At 63.1% G+C, this 23,091-nt stretch carries 22 protein-coding genes, 1 tRNA gene and 4 pseudogenes; 6 read left to right on the forward strand and 21 right to left on the reverse strand.

Going from position 1 to position 23,091, the window contains the following annotated elements:
• From H8A92_RS21035 to H8A92_RS21070, 8 genes and pseudogenes are all read right to left on the reverse strand, one after another.
• Nucleotides 1-507 (reverse strand): annotated as a pseudogene (locus H8A92_RS21035) (hypothetical protein); the annotation flags it as partial.
• Nucleotides 508-547: 40 nt separating this feature from the next.
• Entirely contained in the window at nucleotides 548-1,030 is a 483-nt protein-coding gene (gene rlmH / locus H8A92_RS21040) for a 23S rRNA (pseudouridine(1915)-N(3))-methyltransferase RlmH (protein ID WP_229197515.1), read from the reverse strand.
• A 50-nt stretch (nucleotides 1,031-1,080) separates the two neighbouring features.
• Nucleotides 1,081-1,449: a ribosome silencing factor gene (gene rsfS / locus H8A92_RS21045; protein ID WP_229197516.1), complete on the reverse strand. Its 369-nt coding sequence runs from the start codon at nucleotides 1,447-1,449 to the stop codon at nucleotides 1,081-1,083.
• Nucleotides 1,450-1,637: 188 nt separating this feature from the next.
• Complete coding sequence (locus tag H8A92_RS21050) at nucleotides 1,638-2,261, reverse strand: nicotinate-nucleotide adenylyltransferase (RefSeq protein WP_338026579.1); 624 nt, start codon at nucleotides 2,259-2,261, stop codon at nucleotides 1,638-1,640.
• 45 nt (nucleotides 2,262-2,306) lie between these two features.
• Nucleotides 2,307-3,599, reverse strand: coding sequence for a glutamate-5-semialdehyde dehydrogenase (locus tag H8A92_RS21055; RefSeq protein ID WP_229197517.1), 1,293 nt, complete (start codon nucleotides 3,597-3,599; stop codon nucleotides 2,307-2,309).
• Between the two features lie 170 nt (nucleotides 3,600-3,769).
• On the reverse strand, nucleotides 3,770-4,912 hold the full coding sequence (proB, locus tag H8A92_RS21060) for a glutamate 5-kinase (RefSeq protein ID WP_229197518.1): 1,143 nt from the start codon (nucleotides 4,910-4,912) through the stop codon (nucleotides 3,770-3,772).
• A gap of 68 nt (nucleotides 4,913-4,980) precedes the next feature.
• Entirely contained in the window at nucleotides 4,981-6,033 is a 1,053-nt protein-coding gene (gene obgE, locus H8A92_RS21065) for a GTPase ObgE (protein WP_163150741.1), read from the reverse strand.
• Between the two features lie 156 nt (nucleotides 6,034-6,189).
• The gene (locus H8A92_RS21070; protein ID WP_229197519.1) at nucleotides 6,190-6,669 is read right to left on the reverse strand and encodes a MaoC family dehydratase; all 480 of its coding nucleotides are present in this window, start codon (nucleotides 6,667-6,669) and stop codon (nucleotides 6,190-6,192) included.
• Nucleotides 6,670-6,833: 164 nt separating this feature from the next.
• On the opposite strand from H8A92_RS21070, the gene H8A92_RS21075 reads away from it, so the two are divergent.
• Entirely contained in the window at nucleotides 6,834-7,748 is a 915-nt protein-coding gene (locus H8A92_RS21075) for a DMT family transporter (protein WP_229197520.1), read from the forward strand.
• 140 nt (nucleotides 7,749-7,888) lie between these two features.
• Here H8A92_RS21075 and H8A92_RS21080 read toward each other — a convergent pair whose 3' ends face one another.
• From H8A92_RS21080 to H8A92_RS21095, 4 genes are all read right to left on the reverse strand, one after another.
• Nucleotides 7,889-8,485, reverse strand: a complete 597-nt coding sequence (locus tag H8A92_RS21080) for a GNAT family N-acetyltransferase (RefSeq protein ID WP_229197521.1) — start codon at nucleotides 8,483-8,485, stop codon at nucleotides 7,889-7,891.
• Nucleotides 8,486-8,654: 169 nt separating this feature from the next.
• Entirely contained in the window at nucleotides 8,655-8,924 is a 270-nt protein-coding gene (gene rpmA, locus H8A92_RS21085) for a 50S ribosomal protein L27 (RefSeq protein WP_229197522.1), read from the reverse strand.
• Nucleotides 8,925-9,026: 102 nt separating this feature from the next.
• Complete coding sequence (gene rplU, locus H8A92_RS21090; protein WP_229197523.1) at nucleotides 9,027-9,497, reverse strand: 50S ribosomal protein L21; 471 nt, start codon at nucleotides 9,495-9,497, stop codon at nucleotides 9,027-9,029.
• Between the two features lie 255 nt (nucleotides 9,498-9,752).
• Complete coding sequence (locus H8A92_RS21095; protein ID WP_229197524.1) at nucleotides 9,753-10,703, reverse strand: GlxA family transcriptional regulator; 951 nt, start codon at nucleotides 10,701-10,703, stop codon at nucleotides 9,753-9,755.
• A gap of 124 nt (nucleotides 10,704-10,827) precedes the next feature.
• Between H8A92_RS21095 and H8A92_RS21100 the strand changes: the two genes are divergently transcribed.
• Together H8A92_RS21100 and H8A92_RS21105 are read left to right on the forward strand one after the other, a co-directional pair.
• On the forward strand, nucleotides 10,828-11,631 hold the full coding sequence (locus H8A92_RS21100) for an SDR family NAD(P)-dependent oxidoreductase (RefSeq protein WP_229197525.1): 804 nt from the start codon (nucleotides 10,828-10,830) through the stop codon (nucleotides 11,629-11,631).
• A gap of 120 nt (nucleotides 11,632-11,751) precedes the next feature.
• Nucleotides 11,752-12,915 (forward strand): ROK family protein, encoded by a 1,164-nt coding sequence (locus H8A92_RS21105; protein WP_229197526.1) that lies wholly within the window; start codon nucleotides 11,752-11,754, stop codon nucleotides 12,913-12,915.
• Between the two features lie 198 nt (nucleotides 12,916-13,113).
• Here the strand turns inward: H8A92_RS21105 and H8A92_RS21110 are convergent, their stop codons facing one another.
• A complete protein-coding gene (locus H8A92_RS21110; protein ID WP_229197527.1) occupies nucleotides 13,114-13,977 on the reverse strand; it encodes an alpha/beta fold hydrolase in 864 nt (287 codons plus the stop codon).
• Between the two features lie 212 nt (nucleotides 13,978-14,189).
• Here H8A92_RS21110 and H8A92_RS21115 point away from each other — a divergent pair.
• Both H8A92_RS21115 and H8A92_RS21120 read left to right on the forward strand, forming a co-directional pair.
• Nucleotides 14,190-14,279 (forward strand) — tRNA-Ser (locus H8A92_RS21115).
• Between the two features lie 86 nt (nucleotides 14,280-14,365).
• Nucleotides 14,366-14,575, forward strand: a pseudogene (locus H8A92_RS21120) (GNAT family N-acetyltransferase); the annotation flags it as partial.
• Nucleotides 14,576-14,722: 147 nt separating this feature from the next.
• Here the strand turns inward: H8A92_RS21120 and H8A92_RS21125 are convergent.
• The 5 genes from H8A92_RS21125 to H8A92_RS21145 all read right to left on the reverse strand — a co-directional run bounded on the left by H8A92_RS21125 (nucleotide 14,723) and on the right by H8A92_RS21145 (nucleotide 18,233).
• A complete protein-coding gene (locus tag H8A92_RS21125) occupies nucleotides 14,723-15,430 on the reverse strand; it encodes a hypothetical protein (protein WP_229197528.1) in 708 nt (235 codons plus the stop codon).
• An 83-nt stretch (nucleotides 15,431-15,513) separates the two neighbouring features.
• Nucleotides 15,514-15,744, reverse strand: a complete 231-nt coding sequence (locus H8A92_RS21130) for a hypothetical protein (protein ID WP_420831348.1) — start codon at nucleotides 15,742-15,744, stop codon at nucleotides 15,514-15,516.
• A 157-nt stretch (nucleotides 15,745-15,901) separates the two neighbouring features.
• Nucleotides 15,902-16,486 carry a protein-S-isoprenylcysteine O-methyltransferase gene (locus tag H8A92_RS21135; RefSeq protein ID WP_229197529.1) on the reverse strand — a complete coding sequence of 195 codons (585 nt, stop codon included), beginning with the start codon at nucleotides 16,484-16,486 and terminating at the stop codon, nucleotides 15,902-15,904.
• 368 nt (nucleotides 16,487-16,854) lie between these two features.
• Nucleotides 16,855-17,394, reverse strand: coding sequence for an SGNH/GDSL hydrolase family protein (locus H8A92_RS21140; RefSeq protein ID WP_229197530.1), 540 nt, complete (start codon nucleotides 17,392-17,394; stop codon nucleotides 16,855-16,857).
• A 125-nt stretch (nucleotides 17,395-17,519) separates the two neighbouring features.
• Nucleotides 17,520-18,233 carry an alpha/beta hydrolase gene (locus H8A92_RS21145; protein WP_229197531.1) on the reverse strand — a complete coding sequence of 238 codons (714 nt, stop codon included), beginning with the start codon at nucleotides 18,231-18,233 and terminating at the stop codon, nucleotides 17,520-17,522.
• Nucleotides 18,234-18,618: 385 nt separating this feature from the next.
• Between H8A92_RS21145 and H8A92_RS21150 the strand changes: the two genes are divergently transcribed.
• Nucleotides 18,619-19,848 (forward strand): alpha/beta hydrolase, encoded by a 1,230-nt coding sequence (locus tag H8A92_RS21150; protein ID WP_229197532.1) that lies wholly within the window; start codon nucleotides 18,619-18,621, stop codon nucleotides 19,846-19,848.
• Between the two features lie 109 nt (nucleotides 19,849-19,957).
• On the opposite strand, the pseudogene H8A92_RS21155 reads toward H8A92_RS21150, so the two are convergent.
• The 3 genes and pseudogenes from H8A92_RS21155 to H8A92_RS21160 all read right to left on the reverse strand — a co-directional run.
• Nucleotides 19,958-20,512, reverse strand: a pseudogene (locus tag H8A92_RS21155) (sigma factor-like helix-turn-helix DNA-binding protein); the annotation flags it as partial.
• 53 nt (nucleotides 20,513-20,565) lie between these two features.
• Nucleotides 20,566-20,742 (reverse strand): annotated as a pseudogene (locus H8A92_RS41045) (hypothetical protein); the annotation flags it as partial.
• 746 nt (nucleotides 20,743-21,488) lie between these two features.
• Nucleotides 21,489-23,078, reverse strand: a complete 1,590-nt coding sequence (locus tag H8A92_RS21160; protein WP_229197533.1) for an ABC-F family ATP-binding cassette domain-containing protein — start codon at nucleotides 23,076-23,078, stop codon at nucleotides 21,489-21,491.
• Nucleotides 23,079-23,091 lie beyond the last annotated feature (13 nt).

Raw genomic sequence — 23,091 nt, forward strand, 5'->3', positions numbered from 1 at the left:
CAGCAGCGCCGGCGGGGTCCGCCGCCCGGCGCGCTGCAGCGCGGCCAGCACCTCGATCACTTCGGAGCGGCGTGAATCGAGCGAGCTGCGGATCTCGCGCTCGCGGCCATCGAGCGGCAGCAAGCGCGCCTCGGCATCCGCGATCCTTGTCTCGACGCCGCGTACCTGGCCGGCAATGTCGATCAGCTGCTGATTGAGCTTGCTGCGGTCCTGGCCCATCGCCGCGATGTCGGCCTTCAGCTTCTCCTGCAGCTCGGTCGCCTTGCGCTGCTGCTCGCGTGCGGCCTCGAGCTCCTGCTCGCGCTGCTTGATGGCGTCGGGCGATGTCTCCGCGGTTGCGGCCTGCAGTGCCGGCGGAGCGGATTGTTGCGTCGATGGTGCCGCTTGCGCATGCGCCGCGGGCTGTGGCTGTGCGGCGAGCATGGCGATCGACAGGGGCAGCGACGCCAGCAGCCCGCGGCGGCGCGCGGTGCCGAAATACGAAGCTGTGTCCCGCTTGTGCTGCATTCGCGTAGGTTCAGCGCTTTCGACTGTCCGTCACCGCGGCTCAAGCGCGATGATAGGGGTGGCCGGCCAAAATGGTTGCGGCCCGATAAATCTGTTCCAGAAGCATGACGCGGACCATTTGGTGCGGCCAGGTCGCGGAGCCGAATGCAATACGCAACGAAGCCTTGCGCTGCAATTCCGGCGAAAGTCCGTCCGCGCCGCCGATCACGAAGGCCGTATGCGCCAAACCCTCGTCGCGCCAGCGGCCGAGCTGCTGCGCGAAGCTCGCGCTGTCGATGCTCTTGCCGCGTTCGTCGAGGGCCACCAGCGCGTATTTGTCGGGCAGCAGCGCGGCGATCGCTGCTGCTTCTTCGGCAATGCGTGCGGCGGTGTCGCGCGCGCGGCTTTCCGCGATCTCGTGGATCTCGAGGCCGCGAAATCCGAGCTTGCGGCCGATATCCTCGAAGCGCTCGCGGTAGCGCTCGGCGAGCTGCCGTTCAGGGCCCTGTTTCAGACGGCCGATGCAGATGACGACAAGGCGCATCAACGCAGACTAGCTGCGCTGCAGCCGATTCGCATCGGCTTCGATACGCCTTAGACCGCCGCGACCGCCGGGTTCTGAGTCCACAATCGCTCGAGATTGTAGAACTCGCGTACCTCAGGCCTGAACACGTGCACGATTACCTCGCCGGAATCGATCAGCACCCAGTCGCAATTGGGCAAGCCCTCGACATGGATGTTCTTGACCCCGTTTTCCTTGAGGCTCTTCGTCACATTTTCCGCGATCGCGCCAACGTGCCGGTTAACCCGGCCGGTGGTGACGATCATGTAGTCGGAATATGCGGATTTGCCGCGAAGGTCGATGGTGACCGTTTCTTCCGCCTTCATGTCATCGAGGCGGGAGAGGATCAGGCTCAGCGTCTTGGTGGCATCCGGTTTGTCGGCGTCCGGTTGCGCCTGCAAGGCCGCAGTTTTCGTCGATGTTTTACGCGCAGTCTTTGGAACCTTGGGTAAAACAGACTTTGACAATACAGATGTGGCCAGGGACCATTCCTTTCACTGTATCGCGGGGGCCGAATCCTCGGCGCCCACGGACCATACTACGCATGTGGGGTTAATGGTTTCAATATTCCAGTAACCCTTTTGCGGCTTCACGCCGTTCTCCAGCTCCCGTCCGGGTTCCGGAGTCCGGTCGAAGACAGATTGGATTTCATTCCTGTCAGGAAGACCCAGGCGGGCGCCTGCTGGTCGGCCAGCCGTGTCGCCTGATTTTCGGGCATGCGATAGCGCGAGAGCGCCTGCGCCGCCGGTGCGGCAAGGGCGCGGAAGCTTTGGGGCGGTCGGTCGATCACGGCAATCGGCACATCGGACGCGATGCGCCGCCAATCTTTCCAGCGATGAAATTGCGCGAGATTGTCAGCGCCCATGATCCAGACGAAGTGCACGCCGGAGACACGGCGGCGCAAGTGGATGATCGTGTCTACTGTATAGCGCGTGCCAATGACAGCTTCGAGACAGCTGATGTCGATGCGCGGATCGTCGGCAACGCGGCGCGCGGCGGCGGCGCGCTCGTTGAGCGCGTGCAGGCCGTCATGGTTCTTCAGCGGATTGCCCGGCGTCAGCAGCCACCACACGCGATCGAGCTGCAATCGCTTGAGCGCGAACTGGCTGATGGCGCGATGCGCGGCGTGCGGCGGATTGAACGAGCCGCCGAGCAGCCCGATACGCATGCCGTTGGTGTAGAACGGCAGGGCCTGGGCTGCGGACAACGACACGCGTGAGGCTTGCTGCAATGGTTTACCGTGCGCGTGCGATCGTGATCACGGCCGTGTCTGCCCGGTGCCGTGGACGCGATACTTGAAGCTCGTCAGCTGCTCGGCGCCGACCGGCCCGCGGGCGTGGAATTTGCCGGTGGCAATTCCGATCTCCGCGCCGAAGCCGAACTCGCCGCCGTCGGCGAACTGGGTCGAGGCGTTGTGCAGCACGATCGCCGAATCGACCTCGTTGAGGAATCTTTGCGCGGCAGTCGTGTCTTCCGTCACGATCGCATCGGTGTGATGCGAGCCGTGATTTTGAATATGCGCAATCGCTTCATCGAGGCCGTCGACGATTTTCGCGGAGATGATCGCGTCCTCGTATTCGGTGTCCCAGTCCTCGTCGGACGCAGGCTTCACCCTGGCATCGGCGCCTTGCACGGTGTCGTCACCGCGCACCTCGCAACCGGCATCGATCAACAACGCGACCAGCGGTTTCAGCTTCGTCGCGGCAGCGTCGCGATCGATCAGCAGGGTCTCGACGGCACCACAGACGCCGGGACGGCGCATCTTGGCGTTGAGCACGACCGACTTCGCCATATCGAGCTTTGCACTGGCATCGACATAGATGTGGTTGACGCCCTCGAGATGCGCGAACACCGGAACGCGTGCCTCCGCCTCGACGCGCGCGACCAGGTTCTTGCCGCCGCGCGGCACGATCACGTCGATGCCGCCGTTCAATCCGGTCAGCATCAGGCCGACGGCCGCGCGATCACGGGTCGGCACCAAAGTGATGGCGGCCTCGGGCAGGCCGGCTTCGCGCAGGCCCTGCACCAGGCATTCATGGATCGCGCGGCAGGAGCGGAAACTATCGGAGCCGCCGCGCAGGATCACCGCGTTGCCGGCCTTCAGGCACAGCACGCCGGCATCGGCCGCGACATTGGGGCGGCTCTCGAAGATCACGCCGATGACGCCGAGCGGCACCCGCACGCGCTCGATGGTCATGCCGTTCGGACGCTGCCAGCTCTCGGTGACGGCGCCGACCGGATCGACAATCTCGCGCACGGTCGCAACACCGTCGGCCATTCCGTCGATGCGTCCCTGCGTCAGTGTCAGGCGGTCAACGAAGGCGGAGGTCATGCCGCCCGCGCGCGCCTCGGCAACGTCCTCGGCATTGGCAGCGAGGATCGCCGGCGCATTGGCGCGGATCGCGCGTTCGATTGCCGCGAGCGCCCGGTTCTTCTGCTCCGGCGGCGCCAGTGCCAGCACGCGCGCGGCGGCGCGCGCCTTGGCGGCGAGGTCGGTCATCAGGGCGGCGAGATCGGCGTTGCCGTCGATCGCCTTCAGAGGGGCACTCATGGAAGTCCCAGTCCTTGTTTGAGCATGATCTCTTCGGAAAACCGGTGTCCACTTTTCCGGATCATGCTCTAAGGCTATGTTCTAGCATAGCAATTGCGGGGTGGCGAGGCGCGGAACCGGCATGGCAGGTGGGCGGCAGGCCGGCTGTCGGCCCGGTGGGCGATTTGGGCTTATTTGGCCGGGATCGCCCCGGCCGGGCCGATCACGAGATCGTCGCGATGGATCATCTCGGACCGGCCGCTGATGCCCAGAATGGTCATCACGTCTGGCGAGGAGCGGCCCTTGATCTTCTCGGCGTTCTCGGCGTCATAGGCCACCAGGCCGCGGCCGATTTCATGGGTGTCGGGGCCGCGCACCACCACGGCGTCGCCGCGGGCGAACTGGCCGTCGACCCGGATCACGCCGGCCGGCAGCAGGCTCTTGCCGGCGCGCAGCGCCGCCACCGCACCGGCGTCGATGGTCAGCGTGCCCTTCGGCTCGAGCGAGCCCGCGATCCAGCGCTTGCGCGCGGTGACAGGATTGGCCGGGGTCAGGAACCAGGTGCAGCGGCCGCCGTCGGCGATCGCCTGCAAGGGATGCTCGATCTTGCCGGAGGCGATCAGCATGTGGGTGCCGGCGGTGGTCGCGATCTTCGCGGCCTCGATCTTGGTGGTCATGCCGCCGCGCGACAGTTCGGAGCCGGCCGAACCTGCCATCCCCTCGATTTCCGAGGTGATGCTTTCGACCACCGGGATCAGCTTGGCGTCGGGATCGACCGCGGGCGGCGCGGTGTACAGGCCGTCGATGTCGGAGAGCAGGATCAGCAGGTCCGCGCTCGCCATGGTGGCGACGCGGGCGGCGAGGCGATCATTGTCGCCGTAGCGGATCTCTGTCGTCGCGACCGTGTCGTTCTCGTTGATCACAGGCACCGCGCCCCATTCGAGCAGCTTTGCGATGGTCGAGCGCGCATTGAGATAGCGGCGGCGCTCCTCGGTGTCCTGCAGCGTCACCAGGATCTGCCCGGCGCCGATGCCGTGATGGCCGAGCACCTCCGACCAGATCCGCGCCAGCGCGATCTGGCCGACGGCTGCGGCAGCCTGGCTCTCCTCGAGCTTCAGCGGACCGCGCGGCAGCTTCAGGCGGCTACGGCCGAGCGCGATCGAGCCCGACGACACCACCATGACCTCGCAGCCTCGCTCGTGGAGCTTCGCGATGTCCTCGACCAATGCGGCCAGCCACGATGCGCGCACCTCGCCGGCCTGCGAGTCGACCAGCAGTGATGAGCCGACCTTGACGACGATGCGGCGAAAGTTCTTGAGCGCGGGGCGTTTCATGGGTTCGGTCTGGCAGGAAGGTGGAAGCAAGTGGCGCCACAATGTGGCTTGGGAAGTCTGGTTGCCGCTCAGCCCTGCGGCAGCGGCGTTGCCCACGGCTCGGCCTGGCCGCCCTTGGCCTTGTTGGACACCGGTGCCTCGCCGATCACCTCGACCAGTGCACGCAGCGCATCCTGCACGCCTTCGCCGGTCGCGCCTGAGAGCAGCAGCGGCGTCTTCTTCGCCGCCCGCTTGAGGCGGTCCTTCTGCTTCTTCAACTCGTCGGGTGCGACGGCGTCGATCTTGTTGAGCGCGACGATCTCGATCTTGTCGGCAAGCTGGCCTTCATAGGCTTCAAGCTCGGTGCGCACGGTCTTGTAGGCCTTGCCGGCATGCTCGCAAGTCGCGTCGACCAGATGCAGCAGCACGCGGCAGCGCTCGACATGGCCGAGGAAGCGGTCGCCGAGGCCTGCGCCTTCATGCGCGCCTTCGATCAGGCCGGGGATGTCGGCGAGCACGAATTCGCGGCCGCCGTAATTCACGACGCCGAGCTGCGGATGCAGCGTGGTGAACGGATAGTCGGCGATCTTCGGCCGCGCCGCGCTGACCACCGAGAGGAAGGTCGATTTGCCGGCATTGGGCAGCCCGACCAGGCCGGCGTCGGCGATCAGCTTCAGCCGCAGCCAGATCCAGCGCTCTTCGCCCGGCGCGCCGGGATTGGCGTTGCGCGGCGCGCGGTTGGTGGAGGATTTGAAATGCGCGTTGCCGAAGCCGCCATTGCCGCCTTCAGCCAGCACGAATTTCTCGCCGAGCTCGGTGAAGTCGTGCAGCAGGGTCTCGCGGTCCTCGTCGAACACCTGAGTGCCGACCGGCACCTTCAGCACGATCGGCTTGCCGTTGGCGCCATGGCGGTCCTTGCCCATGCCATTGGTGCCCTTCTGCGCCTTGAAGTGCTGCTGGTAGCGGTAGTCGATCAGCGTGTTCAGTCCGTCGACGGACTCGATGATGACGTCGCCGCCGCGGCCGCCATTGCCGCCGGAGGGCCCGCCGAACTCGATGAACTTCTCGCGTCGGAACGCGACGCAGCCATTGCCGCCGTCGCCCGAGCGAATATAGACCTTGGCTTCATCGAGGAATTTCATGATTTTCACTAGTTAGGGCAGGGGGGCCGCGGCGGCAACCCGGAAAGGCCCTGACTTCAGCGAAAAGCCTTAATTTTCGGGCCTTTTTACGGCCCAAGCTCCTTGTTTGAGCATGTCTTATCGGAAAACCGCTTCACACTTTTCCGGACCATGGCTCTAAGTGGGTCGCCTCCGGACCAGGAATTTCTGCAACCCCTCCAGCACCAGCTCGCGGCGCTGGTTGTGCACGGTCGAGCGCAAGGTCACGACGCCGGTGGTCTTGCCCGGTGACAGCTCGATCACCTGCAGCGCGGGGTAGATGGTATCGCCGGCATAGACCGGCTTCAGGAACTTGCTCGACTGTTCCAGGAAGCCGACCAGCGACTCCTCGACGACATAGGGAAACAAGCCTGCACCGGGCGCAGTGTGCACCAGGGTCTGGAAGCCGTGCGCGAGCAGGTCGGGCATGCCGCGGGTCCGGCAATATTCGACGTCGTAATGAATCGGATGGGTGTCGCCGCTCGCGGTCTGGAACGCGGCGAACACCGCCGAGGTCTGGGTTCGGCTCGGAATCACGAAGCGCTCGCCGAGCACGAAATCCTCGAACCAGCGCTGCGCCGGGACCATGCGATGCTGGGTGGGGTCGAAGTCGCTCATGCGGCGTTTCCTGCTCCGTTTTTTGAAGTGGCCCAGCCGTAGCGCAGCTGCGGCACTGCGACAATTGGTTCGATATGCCCGCGCCGGGGTTGTCCTGCTCGGCCACCTCGGTAAAACCGGCGTCCGGACCTGCCCGACTCAGAGGCGGCGATAACAAGACAACAATGAGCCTGTTCGCAAAACTGTCCTCCTACGACGATCGATCGGCGCGGCTCGCCGGCATCGGCTTGATGCTGCTGTCGATCTTCATGTTCTCGTTCGGCGACGCGATGGGCAAATTCATCGTCGCCACCTATTCGGTCGGGCAATTGCTGTGGCTGCGCGCCTGCGCGGCGCTGCTCGTGCTGCTGCCGATCGTGTGGAAGCGGCGTGCGGATTTCCTGCATCTGGAGCGTCCGTGGCTGCAATTGCTGCGCGTCACGCTCTCGACGCTGGAGGTTGCGGCCTTCTTCCTCGCGACCGTCTATCTGCCGCTCGCCGACGTCATCACCTACTATCTCGCGGGGCCGATCTTCGTCACCGCGATGTCGGGCCTCGTGCTCGGCGAGCATATCGGCTGGCGGCGCTGGACCGCGATCCTGGTCGGCTTCTGCGGGGTGCTGATCGCGCTCAAGCCATCCGCGCAGACCATCAGCTGGCCGGCGATGATCGCGCTCGGCGGCAGCCTGTCGTTTGCGGTGCTGATGCTGATCACCCGATCGCTGCGCGCGACACCCGATATCGTGCTGGCGACATCGCAATTCGGCGGCACGTTCATCCTCGGCCTCGTGCTCTCGCCGATCGGCTGGGTGACGCCGACCCCCGGCAGTCTCGTACTGTTCTTCACCGCCGGCATCATCTCGGTCGCGGCGCTGCTCTGCGTGAACCGCTCGCTGAAGCTCGCGCCGGCGAGCGTGGTGGTGCCGTATCAATATTCGATGATCGTCTGGGCGGTGATCTTCGGCTTCGTGGTGTTCGGCGACGTGCCGTCCTGGGCCACGATCATCGGCGCCGCGATCATCATCGCGGCCGGCCTCTATATCTTCGTGCGCGAGCAGCAGCTCGGGCGCACGGACTCCGCGGTGAATCCACCGGCGTGACCATCGCTGTCGTCCCGGCGCAGGCCGGGACCGATTACCCCAGCTGGTCGTTGTTCTAGCGAGGTGTCTGCCAGATTGCCTTATTGAGATGCCACGGCGTATGGGTCCCGGCCTTCGCCGGGACGACACCGTTAGACCAGCTAGCTCTCCCGCCGGACCGAGTTATTCCAGCTCTTCAGCGAGGTCCAGACGCTGCGCGACAGCCGGAAGCAGTCGACCGGGCTCGACGAGCCCAGCGCGTCGAAGCGATGCAGCTCGACGCCGCCCCACTGGAAGCCGCACTTCTCCAGGATGTTGCGCGACGACGGATTGACGACCCGGGCGCCCGAGATCAGCTGGTCGAGATCGAATTCCTCGAAGAAATAATCGATCACCGCCCGCGCGGCCTCGGTACCGAAGCCCTGGCCCCAATGGTCGACGCCGAGCCAGTAGCCGAGCTCGGCGCTGTTTTCCTCGCGCCAGTCGATGCCGACCATGCCGATCGGCGTGTGATTGTTCTCGATCAGGAAAACGGTTTCGCGGCCGCCGGCGCCGAGCGCGCGCACGAAGTCGATGGCGTCATCCTGGGTATAGGGATGCGGCAGGCGGCGGGTGTTCTCTGCGATGCGGCGGTCATTGGCGAGGCGTGCGATTGCTTTTACGTCCGCGAGCGTCGGCTTGCGCAATGTCAGCCGTTCGGTCTCGAGGACGCAAGCTCTTGCCTCGCGCAAGGTCGGCGTCGGGATGTCCTGCAACATGTCGAGCTCCTGTGATGCGACAATCGGTACGCAACGCTTGGAACGTCACGCGCGGTCGAACCGGATCGCGCGCAACAAAAAGGGGAGGCCGGTTATCCCGCCTCCCCTTGGAGCCCTTTGCGACTCCGCCGGTTCAACAGGACCCGGCGGACTCATGTGTGTCCACCGTCTATTCGGCCGCCTGCGCCATCGGAATAACCGATACGAATGTGCGGCCATTGGCTTTGGCACGGAACTCGACATGACCCTCGACCTTGGAGAAGAGAGTATGATCGGTGCCCATGCCGACATTAAGGCCAGGATGCCAGGTGGTGCCGCGCTGACGCGCGATGATGTTTCCGGGGATCACGCGCTCGCCACCGAACGCCTTGATGCCAAGGCGCTTGCCCTTGGAATCACGTCCGTTGCGCGATGAACCGCCTGCTTTTTTATGAGCCATAGCTCGTCTCCGACTTCGCTTTGATCTCTAGATCAATTCCTTGACGGAATCATTTCACGTTTTGTCACGCTTCAAATCCGAAAGCGCGACGATCACTTCTTCTTAAGCCTTGGCCGCGGCCTTCTTGGCCGGAGCCTTTTTCGCGGCCGGCGCCTTTGCGGGCGCCTTCTTCTTGGCCGCCTTCGGTGCTGCGTCCTCGCCATCATCGGCGGGCGCTGCGACCTTTTCCTTCTTCGGCCGCGGACCGATGGTCGGCTTGGCGTTATCGGCGAGGATCTCGGTGATGCGAAGCACCGTGAGCTCGTCGCGATAGCCGCGCTTGCGGCGTGAATTCTTGCGGCGACGCTTCTTGAACGCGATCACCTTGGCGCCGCGCTTGTGCTGCAGCACTTCGGCTGCAACGGTCGCGCCTGCGACGGTGGGCGTCCCCAGCACCGGCGTCTCACCGCCAAGCACCAGAACTTCGCCAAGCTGCACGATCGTGCCGACATCGCCGGCGATCTTGCCTATCTCGAGTACATCATTCGGAACGACACGGTATTGCCGGCCGCCGGTTTTGATGACTGCGAACATCGTTTGATTCCTTCGTGTTCGGTTCCGGCCTCGGACCGATGGTCCGGGTCGGCTTTTTGTTCAGTCGCTATGGGTTATGTGTTTCGCGCGAAGGGAATGAATTCCCAAATAGTTCGCACAAAAACAATCGGCGCGAGAAATCCCCGCGCCGGATGGGCGGACTTATAGCCGCAAACGACGGGGAGTCAAGGTAAAGCAGGGCAAAAACCGGCCAAAGATGAAGGGTTTGGCGCGATTTTGGCCCGGATCGGCGGTTCAAGCCGCGGTCTGCGCCGCGGCCCGGGCGTGGCGGCGGATGGCCTGCGGCGGCTGCCCCAGCACCCGCAGGAACGCCCGCCGCATCCGTTCGCGGTCGGCAAAGCCGGTCTCGCCGGCAATTTCGTCCATCGAATGGCGGCCGTCGCCGATCAGTTCGCGGGCGGCCTCGACCCGGAGCTGCTCGATCGCCTTGGCGGGCGACTGGCCGGTGTCGGCGCGGAAGGCGCGGCTGAACTGGCGCGGACTGAGCCGTGCCACCTCGGCCAATTCCTCCACCGACAGCTCGTTGCGCAGATGCGCCTTGGCGTAGTTGAGCGCGTTCTGGACGCGGTCGGATTTCGGGGCGAGTTCGAGCAGCGCGGAAAACTGCGACTGGCCGCCGGTGCGGCGGTGATAGACCACGAGCTTGCGCGCCACCGACCGTGCCACCTCGACGCCGAGATCATGCTCGACCATCGCCAGCGCAAGGTCGATCGTCGCGGTCATGCCGGCCGAGGTCCAGATCGGTCCGTCGATGATGTAGATGCGGTCCTGCTCGACCTTGAGCCCGGGAAATCGGGCCTGCAATTCGGCGGCGAATTGCCAGTGCGTCGACACGCGCCGGCCGTCGAGCAGGCCGGCTTCAGCCAGCGAGAAGGCACCGATGCAGGGCGCGGCGATCCGCTGCGATGCCGTCATGGCGCGGCGGATATAGCCGATCAACTTCGGCGACGCCGGATGCAGTTCGTGGCCGGCGCCGATGAACAGCGTGTCGAAGCTGCGCTCGCCGAAGGCTTCGGTTTCGACATTGAAGCCAGCGGATGACCGCACCGCCCCGCCATTCTCCGACAGCAGCGTGACCTCGTAGAACGGCGTGCCCGCAATCAGATTGGCGACCTCGAAGGCGGTGATGGCGGTGAAGCCCATCACCTGGAAATCCGGGAAAATGACGAAGCCGATTTCCTTCATGGAACCCTCCGGCGGTAATCTGTGTCCTAAAAAGGCGTATATATGACATTTGAGACATGCAAGGGGGCCTGTAGAACCTGACCAGCGGCCAAAACCGGCCGTTCGGGTCAAACAGGAGACCAACATGACCAAGTCAGCCAAAGGAACGGCGCTCGTGACCGGTGCGTCGTCCGGAATCGGTGCCATCTATGCGGACCGGCTCGCGCGGCGTGGCTACGATCTGATCCTCGTCGCACGCAACCGCGAGCGCCTCGATGGGCTCGCCAAGCGTTTGTCGGCGGAGACGGGCCGATCGATCGAGATCGTCGCCGCCGACCTCACCAAGCGCGCCGACGTTTCGCGGATCGAGTCCATTCTGCGCAGCAATACCAATATCAACGTGCTGGTGAACAACGCCGGCGTCGGTGCGACGGCACCGCTGCTCGCATCCGATGTCGACAAGATGAGCGACATGATTGCGCTCAATGTCGACGCGCTGATGCGCCTGACCTATGCGGCGGTGCCGGGATTGGTCGCGCGCGGCGGCGGCACCATCATCAACATCGCCTCGGTCGTCGGCGTCCAGCCAGAGCTGCTCAACGGCGTCTACGGCGGCAGCAAGGCCTTCGTGCTGGCGTTGACCCACTCGCTGCAGCACGAGTTGAAGGACAAGAACATCCGGGTCCAGGCCGTGTTGCCCGGCGCCACCGCCACCGAGTTCTGGGGCATCGCAGGTACGCCGGTCGAGCATCTGCCGGGCGAGATCGTGATGAAGGCCGACGACATGGTCGATGCCGCGCTCGCCGGCTTCGACCAGGGCGAAATCTTCACCGTGCCGTCGCTGCCGGAGGCCGCCGATTGGCAGGCCTATGAGGCGGCCCGCCAGAAGCTGATGCCGAACCTGTCGCGCAGCGCGCCTGCGGCGCGTTACGGGGTGAAGGCCGCCTGACCATTCCGAGGTCTTTGCAAAATTGCGTCCCGCGCCGGCCGAAGGGCCGTAGCGCGGGACGCAACCATTTGAGTTCCGCTTCGTTAATGCTGGGAACCTCAAGCGGGCAGGCACGGGCGAATGGCTGAAGACGCTGCACTGACCACGGGCATCGCGCACCACGGTGCCGCGCGGCTGCCGTCGGTCGATATCGACAGCTTCAACATCGAGCTGAAGGACGACGAGGGCTTTCTCGGCGATCGCGCCTCCAAGGGCGCCTTCCGCAAGATCTTCGACCGCTGGCGCAAGCCGCTGCGCAAATCCGGCGAGGATCCGTTCGGCGACGAGCCGTCCGACAAGATCAGCAAGAAGAAGCTCGATGAGATGCTGATCGGCGACGACACCGAGGCCTCCGCGGTGGTGCACAGCGCGATCGAGGAGTTCGCCCAGGAGCTCGCCTATGTGACGCGGCGCTTCCTCAACACCAAGGCCTGGGCCAAAACCGAGCGCATCGTGGTCGGCGGCGGCTTTCGCGACTCCAGGCTCGGCGAGCTCGCGATCGCGCGCACCGACATCATCCTGAAGTCGGAGGATTTCAAGGTCGACATGGTGCCGATCCGATTTCATCCCGATGATGCCGGGCTGATCGGCACGCTGCATCTGGCGCCGTCGTGGATCTTCGAGGCTCATGACGGCGTGCTGGCGGTCGATATCGGCGGCACCAATATCCGCTGCGGCGTCGTCGAGACGCGCTGGAAGAAGGCGCCCGATCTTTCCAAGGCGACGGTCTGGAAATCGGAGCTGTGGCGCCATGCCGACGACGAGCCGACCCGCGAGGGCGCGGTGAAGCGGCTGGTGAAGATGCTGAAGGATCTGATCGCCGCTGCAGAGGACGAGAATCTCAAGCTTGCGCCGTTCATCGGCATCGCCTGTCCCGGCGTCATCAAGGAGGACGGCGGGATTGAAAAGGGCGCGCAGAACCTGCCCGGCAATTGGGAGAGCAGCAAATTCAACCTGCCGGCGAGCCTGGTCGAGGCGATCCCGCAGATCGGCGATCATGACACCGCGATCGTGATGCACAATGACGGCGTGGCGCAGGGGCTGGCCGAGGTCCCGTTCATGCAGGATGTCGCGCGCTGGGGTGTGCTGACCATCGGAACCGGGCTCGGCAATGCCCGCTACACCAATCGCAAGAAAGACAACGGCAAGGACGAGAAGGCCGAGAAGGCCGAGAAGAAGGACAGGGACGACGACGGCGACAAGAACGGGAAAAAGGCCAGGAAAGCCAGGAAGGCCGACGCCTGAGCGGTCGGGATTCGGCGATCGCGCGGTAAGGTTGACCGGTTAGGTTAAGATCGGCTTCGCGTTGCCGTTTCGGCATCGGCCGCTACCGTGGACCGTGTCGCTCCCGCCGACCGGCGAAGCCGCACTTCCCGGCCAGCAATACTGAAAAGCGGCACGGGACCGCCAGTTTTTGTCGCGTCCTGGCGGTCCCACCACTTTCTACTTCCAATTGATCCGCTCGAAGAAGCCTCTGATCTCAGCGGCTGCACGGTCGGGGTCCTCGCGATGCGGGAAGTGCCCGACATCGGGAAACATCTTCAGATCCAGATTGGAGAAGGTCTCGCCCAGCCGGTCGGTCCATGAGTAAGGAAACAGTGGGTCGTGCTCGGCCCAGCGGATGCAGGCCGACACGGTAATCGGCGGCAGCGCGGGCGCCTCGCCCTGCATCATCTTCACGCGTCCGGCATGTGATGCGCGGTAATGCGCGAAGCCGCCGGCGAGGTTGCCGGGCTTGAAGAAATTGTCGGCGAAATCCTCGATGACGTCGTCGAACGCGGCCTTGCGGTGGGTCCAGTTGTGCAGGAAATGGCCGATGTAGGTGCGGCAGCTGTCCCTGTTGGCGCCGACCAGTGCGGGCGCCATCTCCATCTGGTGGAACGACTGGTACCAGATGTGGTTGAGCCGGTCCGGCGCGGCCATCCGCGCCCCGATGCCGGGATAGACGAAATCGAAGAAAAACAGTCCGGCGATTCGCGCGGGCGCCTTGCGGGCGAGCGGCTGCATCACCGCGCCGCCGACGTCATGGCCGACCACGCCGGCCTTGTCGATGCCGAGTGCGTCCAGTAGCGCCAGCATGTCGTCGGTATGCTGGTCGGGCCCAAATGCGCCTCGCGGCTTGTCGCTGTCGCCGAAGCCGCGCAGGTCGGGCGCGATCAGGGTGTAGCGGTCGGCGAGGCGCGCCATCACCGGCTCCCAGGTCAGCCAGAATTCCGGCCAGCCATGCAACAGCAGCAGCGGCCTGCCGCTCCCGGTCCGGGCGACGTGGAACGCCGCACCGTTGGCTCGAATCGTCACATGCTCCATGGTCCGCTCCTGCTGTCTCTGGATCGCCCGCGCGCCGATCGAACCAGAGCCTTCCCGCTAGCGCTTTGTTTCCGCGCGCTTTCTTGCGCCGTGCCGGTGCTTCGGCGGCGCGCGGCGCCGGTGACGGAAATATTATTGCAGCGCCTTGTCTGGCCCGCCATCCTCGCCTAGAACACGCTCGACCGCGGGTGGTGCAAATCACCTGGGCCGCTGGAGAGGTGGCAGAGTGGTTGATTGTACCGCACTCGAAATGCGGCATAGGTGCAAGCCTATCGGGGGTTCGAATCCCCCCCTCTCCGCCATCCTTCGCGCTGCCGGGCTTCAGGTGGCAGGTCACGCTTTCAAACCAGGGCGAAGGGTGTCTTCCGAAGCTTCGTAGAAGCGTAGGTATGACCGGCACGAAGGACACGGCTACGCCACCGAGGCCGCGCGTGCCTTGCTGGGCCTTCGCGACGCTGAAGCTGCCAACGCTGGTCAGCTACATATCGCCCGACAATGCGATGTCTGCCGCAGTGGCGAGGCGATTGGTGGTGTGCTCGATCCGTCTGCGCTTCGGGAAGATCCCGACGATCTGGTTTATCGCTATCGGCTGCGCTGAGCGAAGATGAGTAAGGCGTTCACGCGGCTCGGGCAGAGTTACGGTGATGCCTGCCTCGTGACAGGTCAGGATCTCCAGGCCTCTGAAGCAGCCGCGATCAGCCGTGGCCTCAGCGTCTCGGTGTTTCGAACAGTCTTGGCGAGAGAACTATTGATCCGAAGCGGCCAGCTGCGCCGTTTGGCGTCCGCCGTTGATCTCTCTCAACTGGTTCACGTATTCCTCGGGCTTCAACAAGTGGAATGGAGCCTTCAGACCCATGAAGTTGGCGATGCGACCGATAAAGGCCGTGCAGTTGGTCGTTTCCGCATTCCAGACAGGCGAGGTCGCCTGGAGGTGCTTGATATATGCGAAAACCTTCTTCGCGTCGGCCTCGCTCAAGTACACGCGATAGCTGGCCGTCAGATACTGCTCGTCAAGGTCGCCGTAGCTCGCTCCGGTCTCGGAGGGCACCCAGGTAAGGTGTCCCAGCACATAGGGCAGGACATCGCCCGCCGGGTGCAGCCCCGCAACTTCGACCTGCTTCTCGCTTGTCTTGCCGTACCAGATAAACGCATGCCCATAAGACGCCGCCGTGCGGGCACGAAAGTCGACGTAGTACGGCCCTTTGACCGAAGACCTTCGAACCGGCTTCGCGGCTGCTTCGGAAGCGGGACCGTTTGGACCAGCCACGGCCGCTGCCACAGCCTGTCTCGTCGACGGTTTGCGCGGTTTGTCCTGCTGCAACGGGGCCTGATCCGTTTGCGCAGCCATTTGCTGCGCATGACCGATCCCGGCTCCCAAAGTCGCGGAAGCCACAACGACACCAATTCTGGCGAGCAGCCGCAGGCCGCTCCGTTTCCGATTGGATTCTGGCACGTTCAAGCCCTCACAAGGGTAGTCAGCCCCAGGCAGCACCCTTCAGCAAAACTGAAGGGTGCGCTGCCTGAGCGATCCGCGAGCTAACCCTTCGTCACGATCGGAGCAGGAGCTTTTCCGACCGGGTACTTGCCGACGGGGTACTTGCCAACCGGATACTTACCGATCGGCATCTTGCCAACCGGAGCCGTAGCAGTAACCGGCTGCGGATGGGGAAGGTCTGCCGCGCTGGCGGCAGCCACAAAACCGAACGTCGCAACTCCAGCAACCAGGAACTTCAACATCGTGATCTCCGAGATGGATAGCGTGAACATGAACAGCCTACCCTCTAACGGCGATGGCGTAATTAACGCTGTAGCGAAACTGGCGGTTGCGCGGTCGTTTCCTTGCCGAGTGTGGCAAAAACGGCACGGGATTATTGCTTTGCGTGAGTGTCCGGACGCGAGCGGAGTCTTGGGGCCGGTAGCCGGTTCAGAACAGCCTCGGTAAAATGCGTCCGGTCCGGGCCATATACTCGCGATATTCGTCGCCGAAGGTTTCCAGCATCATCTGCTCTTCCTTGGCAATCCGCCCGAAAAACAAGGTCCCAAATCCGATCAGGCCAGCGAATCCAGCCACCCAGTTCGGCAGGAGCAATGCCTGAGCAACAGCCCAAAGCCAGAATGCGGTATACATCGGATGACGAACGCTCCGATAAATACCGTCGGTGATCAGACGATGATTTTCCCGCACGTCGAGACTGACGGACCAATTCCGACCAAGCGCTCGATGGGTCAGCCGGAACATGACCAGAGCCGCAACCGCGACGAAACCACCGAGCCAGGCTTGAGCCGGCCGGAAGGCGTATGATGCGAAATGAGGCATGGCCGTTGCGATGTAGATGAGCGGCACAATGCCGAGACCCGTGAGCGATATCAGCAGCAGGGTGTTTTCGCGCGTACCTCGGGCGCTCCTTGCGACCTTTTCACGGCGAGAACGACGCGCGTATCTGTAGCGGATGAGATACCAGCCGACCGCCATCATCACGAACACGATCTTGGCAATACCGGGCGTCATCGTGGACCACGCGCTTGTTTCGCTGGCGCGCCATCTTTGCCGATCATCGAAAGGGTACCATCCTTGGCGAGCGTCTGAGATCCGACAAAAACAGGTCCACAAACCGGCATGAAGTAATCATACAGGGCTTGCGGGTCGTTTCCACCGATTAGTTGGCGGCCCGACAGGTGGATCCACGGCGGATGCGTTGTCGGGTCCGCTCTTTCGAGACGGATAGCACAACGCGGTCGAGCGTTATGATCGCATTCAGCTGTCTCAAATGGCCGCCGTTGAGAAAGGCATCTACGAAGACATTCTTCCGCGTTCCCGTGGTCCAGCCGGCCGACGGGATTGCCAACGCCAGACCGGTCGGCATGGCAAGGCTTTTTCTATCGCGCGCGCGGCGAAGCCGCGGTGGCTCTCCGCTCTATCTCCAACACTCGCGGGAGCAACTGCGAGGCAATGAAAGCATGCCCGGCGTCCGTGAGGTGAATGAGGTCGAAAGCGTAATACTGCGCAGGTATCTCTTCGTCGTACAAAATGACCTTGATGGCGCGCTCACGGAGCCGCCGCTCCATCGCCGCGATGTTGGCCGCCCGCTGCTCCTTCGAGACAAGGAAGCGCCTGTCGTTGCCTCCAGGCTGCAAGATCACGATGTCGGTTCCCTTTGGCACATCGCTGTCGATGCGCTTGAGCATCCCGGCGGTAGTGTCAAAGGGAACTCCGGCATTGGCGACGGTCGCGTTGACGCCCTTGTCTCTCAGCAGGGCTTCCAGCTTGGCCGGGTAGGCGCCTTGCTTCCCGACGTACCAGCCCTGGGTGTTGCTTGCGCCGACTGCCACGATATGAATCGGCTTCGTGAAGGCTGCACACACGGTCGCCACGCAACACATGGCGATGGCGACTGAGAGTTTTCCAAATGGCCTCACCGACTGCCTCTCCCGGCTTGAAGTGCTAGGGAAAACAACACCGACACCGGGCTCCTGCAGGGGGCTGACCTAAAGCCTCACATCTTGCGTCAACACCAACTTCAAACGGTCTTTTGGGCGGTATGCTAGGAGTTGGTCGAAGGTTGGGCTGCGGGTGAAACCAGGTTCGAAGGACCCTGATTTCTTCGTGGGCGCGCGACAGCCGATCCGATTGCCCTGATCTTTCGTATGACCATGCTATGCAACGCCGCGTCTTTATCGATGTTGAAGTGAGTGACGTTTACATCACGAACATAATAGTTCGTCAGCTCGCCGCGGAAGCCGGGTCCGCGACCGATTCGAACGCTTTCACTCTTGTACAGATTCAGAACGCGCCCGACATTGGCCGATGCCAAATGCGACGATGTTCCGTCGAATGGAACAACCAGCGCAACGGGCACGCCCATTTGGCCAAGGTACTCTGCCATCGACATCACGGCATCCGCACCAAGAGAGTGCCCCACCAGAATGATAGGCCCGCGTTGACCTGCCCTATATCTCACGATGATGTCGTCGGCGACGCTTCGCCATTGGGTGTGATTTGCCACAACCGCGGCAACGCCAGCCGCTTGCAGCTGGGCGGCAAGGCTGTCCATGCCCAACGAAAAGACGTTCAACAGTCCGCGGAATAGATAAGCATGTGCCGCAGAAGACTGCAGGCGAGCGGGCGAATTTGTCGATCTAAGCGCCACCGCCGTTCCGGGCTTCGCCTGAGCCCCATTGTTCAAAAGCAAACTGCTTGCAAAAAAAATCGTCAAGCCGGCGCAAATCAGCGCCATGCTGTAACGCAATCTCGTCATCGTTGGAATCCTTCGCCACCTTAAGTCGAGCCGCATTAAATCAGACTTACGAATCGTGACAATCATGAACGGCTTCGAAAACCGCGTTGAGGCGCGCAATTGGCTCACTGTCGCGGATTTGCCACACGAAGAAAGCGATCGTGTCGCGACCGTCAGGGTCCTCCACGGCCAATGACTCCCGGCACCCTGCACTTTTTTGCTCAAAGCCAAACTCAACGAGTGTCACCCCGCGGACGAAGTGGTAATTTTACAGGCCGAGATCCGCATCATCCATGTCAGGCTCACCAGGGACTGCGGTCAACGAGGAGCGCCGCCAAAGTGTCCAAGTATTTCCGTTTTACAGAATGAGTGCCGATCAATATCCTTGCAGAATTCGAGTTGCTGGATGATTCGACGGCGGCACGTTTTCCACATTGGTGGTTACGATCCAATCACCCCCGAAGCGCAGGTCGAACGCTTGCGGCGCTCGCTCTCGAGCTTCCAAAAGGTTTGGGGCGCTTCTTCACGGCTGTCGGAAATAACGAACACGTCTGCAATCAGTGCTTCATACAGCCTGGAAGCATGGGGGCCGAACTGGAAAACTCACGCCACCTTCGAAATGCTCCGCTGGGATGATCTCATCCGGTGCGATTCGAAAGTCGGCTTCGTGCCTCGGCTCGTTCAATCCTTGAAAGCACTGTTCGATTTCATCGTTACGGGAACGATATTCCGATATGCGATCGCAAGCTGGAAGTACGCTCTCTTTTTCATCTTTCCATATTGCTGTTTGCTATTGATCGCATTTTGCAGCGTTGGGCTGTCATACCTGCTGATCAGGCTCATACACGCTCCATTTTGGATGGAATTGCTGCTTGGGCTTTTCTTGTCGCTTGCCATCTTCGTCGGCGCGATGCTCTGGATCGGACCAAAGCGCAGGATAAATCACATTCTCGATGATGCCATTTTCTCCCACCGATTTCTTTACGGGCAGAAAAGCGAACTTGATGAGCGGCTCGACGCTTTTGCGAACCTGATATCAAGAACGGTTCGGGCCGCAGAAGTTGATGAAGTTCTGATTGTTGGCCACTCCCTTGGTGCGGCGCTCACAATTGCGGCGGTGGCGCGCGCGCTGAAATCGGATCCTCCACTCGAAACGAGTGGGCCCAAGCTATGCATTCTCACGGTGGGCGCCACTATTCCTAAATTCTCGTTGCATCCGATGGGCGGCCAAATACGGGAAGCGGCGCAACTCGTGGCCGCAACGCCGGCGATAGATTGGGTCGAATACCAGGCGCGAGATGACGCAATCAGCTTCTATCGCTTCGACCCCGTCACCCTGAAACGTGTCAGTCGAGACCATTCAGGTGACCACCCGAGGATTCAGCGCGTCCAAATACATTCAATGGTAAGTCCAGCCCGCTTCAAACGTCATCGCTTCAACTTCATGCAGATCCATTATCAGTTTCTGATGGGAAACGATCAGCGCTCGGTTTACGACTATTGCATGATTACCTGCGGGCCGTTCGACTTCGACGTCGCGACGTCACCGTCTGGAGCGGTTGGGCTGTTCGAGGCGGACGGTTCGGTGACGACGACCGAAGTTGATGATCGGCTGGATCCGTCATGTCGAGAATAGCGTAGCCGGTAGCCGGTAGCCGGTAGCCGGTTGGCGGTTGCCTCTGCCGGCACCAGGTTGTTGAGCCGGAGCCTGAGCTCCCTGCGAAATGCGGTCTCGCAAGGCGCGCTCAGTTGCGCCATCCCGTCACATCAGGGACGTTGTGCAGCTTGTCGGGATTGCGGGTCACGTAGACTGCGACGACCCGTTCGCTTTCGATATGCAAGGCTGTCGTTTGAACGAGGTCGTCCTCGATCGTGATGAAGCCCGGCAATCCGTTGATGATTGCGTAGCGGATCAAGCGGGAGGGGTGCACGGCGAAGAGGTGGGCGAGTCCCGCGAAGCGCTCCATCGCGGCGTCCAGCCCGATCAGGGGGTGCGTCGGCGCGGGGACCTGGCCACCGCCATCGGCATAGACCACGACATCTTCGGCCAGCATCGCGCGCAACACGGCGAGGTCGCCGGTGCGTGTGGCCGTGAAGAAGGCGTTTGCGAGCCGCAGGCCTTCTTCATTGCCGACGACGAACCGCGGCCTGGCATCGTGGATATGCGCGCGGGCTCGGCTGGCAAGCTTGCGGCAGGTGGCAGCTTCGCGGCCGATCGTCTCGGAGACGGCATCGAAGCCCAGTCCGAACACGTCATGCAGCAGAAAGGCCGCGCGTTCCAACGGCGACAGGCGTTCCAGGTCGGCGTGCCGAAGATCAGGGCTTCCGCACCTATCAGCCGATCCCAGTTCTGGTCCACGCTCTCGACAGGCACCAGCAGCGCCTCCGCGCCATCGACATCCCCAATGCCGGACCTGACGGCCTCAGCCTGACGCCGGGTGTGGCCGTAGGTGCTATGATAGACGATCGCGATCAGGGTGTTAGCGCCGCCGGTTCCGATATTTTGCATGATGTCCTCTGCCGCTGCCATTGCAGAAGCTAAGACAAGGCAGCGCGTCGAAACGTGACATGCGTTCCGATCTTTCGTCGGGGGGATATTGTTCCAATTGGCTGCCACTCAGGCCGGAGCTGCGGCCGCTGGCTCCTTTGCATGGGGTTGTTTTCGATATTTTGGGGGAGCCGCGGCCGCGCCGGTAACCTTAATTTTTCGTTTCGATTGTCGGTAGAATTTTATCGATTATCCTTGTGACCATTGAGCGGCGTGACGAACCGCACGATGAGAGGCAACAGCCGATTGGCTGCACAACCTCTCTGAAATCGAAGGGTGCGCAGAGCGCAGTGCCAGCCACCTTTCGGGCTGTCCGGCGGCGGCCGGCGGGGCAAATCAATTTTGAAATGCATTGGATTGCCAGGTTGCGGCGCATATCGCGTCGCATGATGCTGCTCAATTGGGATGTTCCAAGATGACGTTCGCGTATTTCTTGATCGCGGTCGGCGGCGGCTTTTTGCTGCTGGCAAGCTTCGTCGCATTTGCCCTTTGGCGAAATGCACTCCATTCGACGGCGCGGATTTAGCAACAGGCGTGTTTGAACTCGACGGCTTTGCTCAGGGGGACGAGCGAGGCCGGCGGGGGATGGCCGCACCGCCGCGCGGCCAGACAGCCGGGCACCGCGCCTTACAACCTGCCCCAAGGCGTCGCGTGCTCGGCTGTTCATTCCCCGACCCATCTTCGGCGTTCGAGACGTCGATCGAAGGCAATTCATCCGGCTCTCCGCATCACCTCCACGAACCGAGCTCGAACCTGCGTGTGATCGCAATGGCCTCGAGGAAGATTTCATCGTGGCTGGCGACCAGCAGCGCGCCGTCATAGGCACGCAACCCGGCCTCGACCGCTTCCATCGACTCGATATCCAGATGGTTGGTCGGCTCGTCGAGGATCAGCAGGGGTGGCGGCCTCACGCCACCCAGAACGCAGGCGAGGCCGGCGCGAAGCAACTGGCCGCCGCTGAGGCTCGCGACGGTTTGCAGGGCTGCATCGGCGCGAAACATGAAGCGCGCCAGCGCCGCGCGGCAGGCGTTCTCGCCGGCATCCGGATTGATGCGGCGGAAATTATCCAGGATCGAGGCTGACGCATCGAGCAGGCTGACCGCCTGATCGAACATCGCAAAGCGGGTCATCACCTCGACGCTGCCGCGCGCCGCGGTCAAGCCGCCGCTGACGAGCTTGAGCAGTGTCGTCTTGCCGGCGCCATTGGGGCCCGTGATCGCAACACGCTCCGGGCCCGAAATGGAGAAGGTGAGATCACGCAGGATCGGCGCGTCCGCGGTGTAGCCGACATCGGCGGCCTCGATCCGCAGCACGATCCTGCTCGCCGGCAGATGTATCGCCGGCAATTGCACCGAGAGCGGTTGCAGCACCTCGATGCGCTGGCGCGCAGCGGTGGCCAATTCGAGCGCCTGGGTCCGCCGCCGCTCGGCGAGCCGGGCCTTCTCGCCGCCGGTGTCCTCGCTGCGATCCCTGCGCAGCCCGGCGGCGATGCGCGGCATGTCGCCCTTGGCGCTTTTCTTCGCGCCGGCGCCATCCTTGCGCGCTTGCCGTTCGGTCGTTTGCCTTGCCTTGCGGTCGATCTCGGCGACGCGCTTCTCGGCATCGGCCAGATCGCGGCGTGCCGCCGAAAGCTCGATGGCCTTGCGCGCACGGTAGTGGCTCCAATTGCCGCCGTAGCGCCGGGCTTCCAGCGAGGTCAGTTCGACGATCGCATCCATGGTCTCGAGCAGCTCGCGGTCGTGGCTGACGATGATCGCGCCATGCCGCCAGTCCGCGAGCAATTCGATCACCGCCTTGCGTCCGGCGCGGTCGAGATTGTTGGTGGGCTCGTCCAGCAGCAGAAAATCAGGCTGAGCGAAGGTGAGGGCCGCAAGGCGCGCCCGGGTGGCCTGTCCGCCCGACAGCATCGCCAGCGGCGCCTCGAGCACGTCGTTCAGTCCGACGCGCGCGAGCGCGGACGCGATGCGCGTATCGAGCGTCCAGTCGACATCCGCAAGCTCCGCAGTGGCCGCAAGGCCCTGTTCGGCACGGCGCAACGCGGCCAACGCGTGGCGCGCATCGAACAGGTCGATGACGCATTCGTCCGGCGCCACCTGAACCGTCTGATGCAGCATCCCGATCCGTCCCTGAACCGAGACCGCGCCGGATTGCGGCGTGCGCCGGCCTGCAATCAGGTCGAGCAGCGTCGTCTTGCCGACGCCGTTCCTGCCGACAAGGCCGGTGCGTTCGGGTGCGAAATTGAGGTCGATATTGGAAAGGAGAACCCGACCGTCAGGCGCGGACAGGGTCAGATTGGAGAGCGTGATCGATGCTGGCATGGATATCCCCGTG

It is taken from the genome of Bradyrhizobium acaciae (assembly GCF_020889785.1).
In the GTDB taxonomy this organism is placed as follows: domain Bacteria; phylum Pseudomonadota; class Alphaproteobacteria; order Rhizobiales; family Xanthobacteraceae; genus Bradyrhizobium; species Bradyrhizobium acaciae.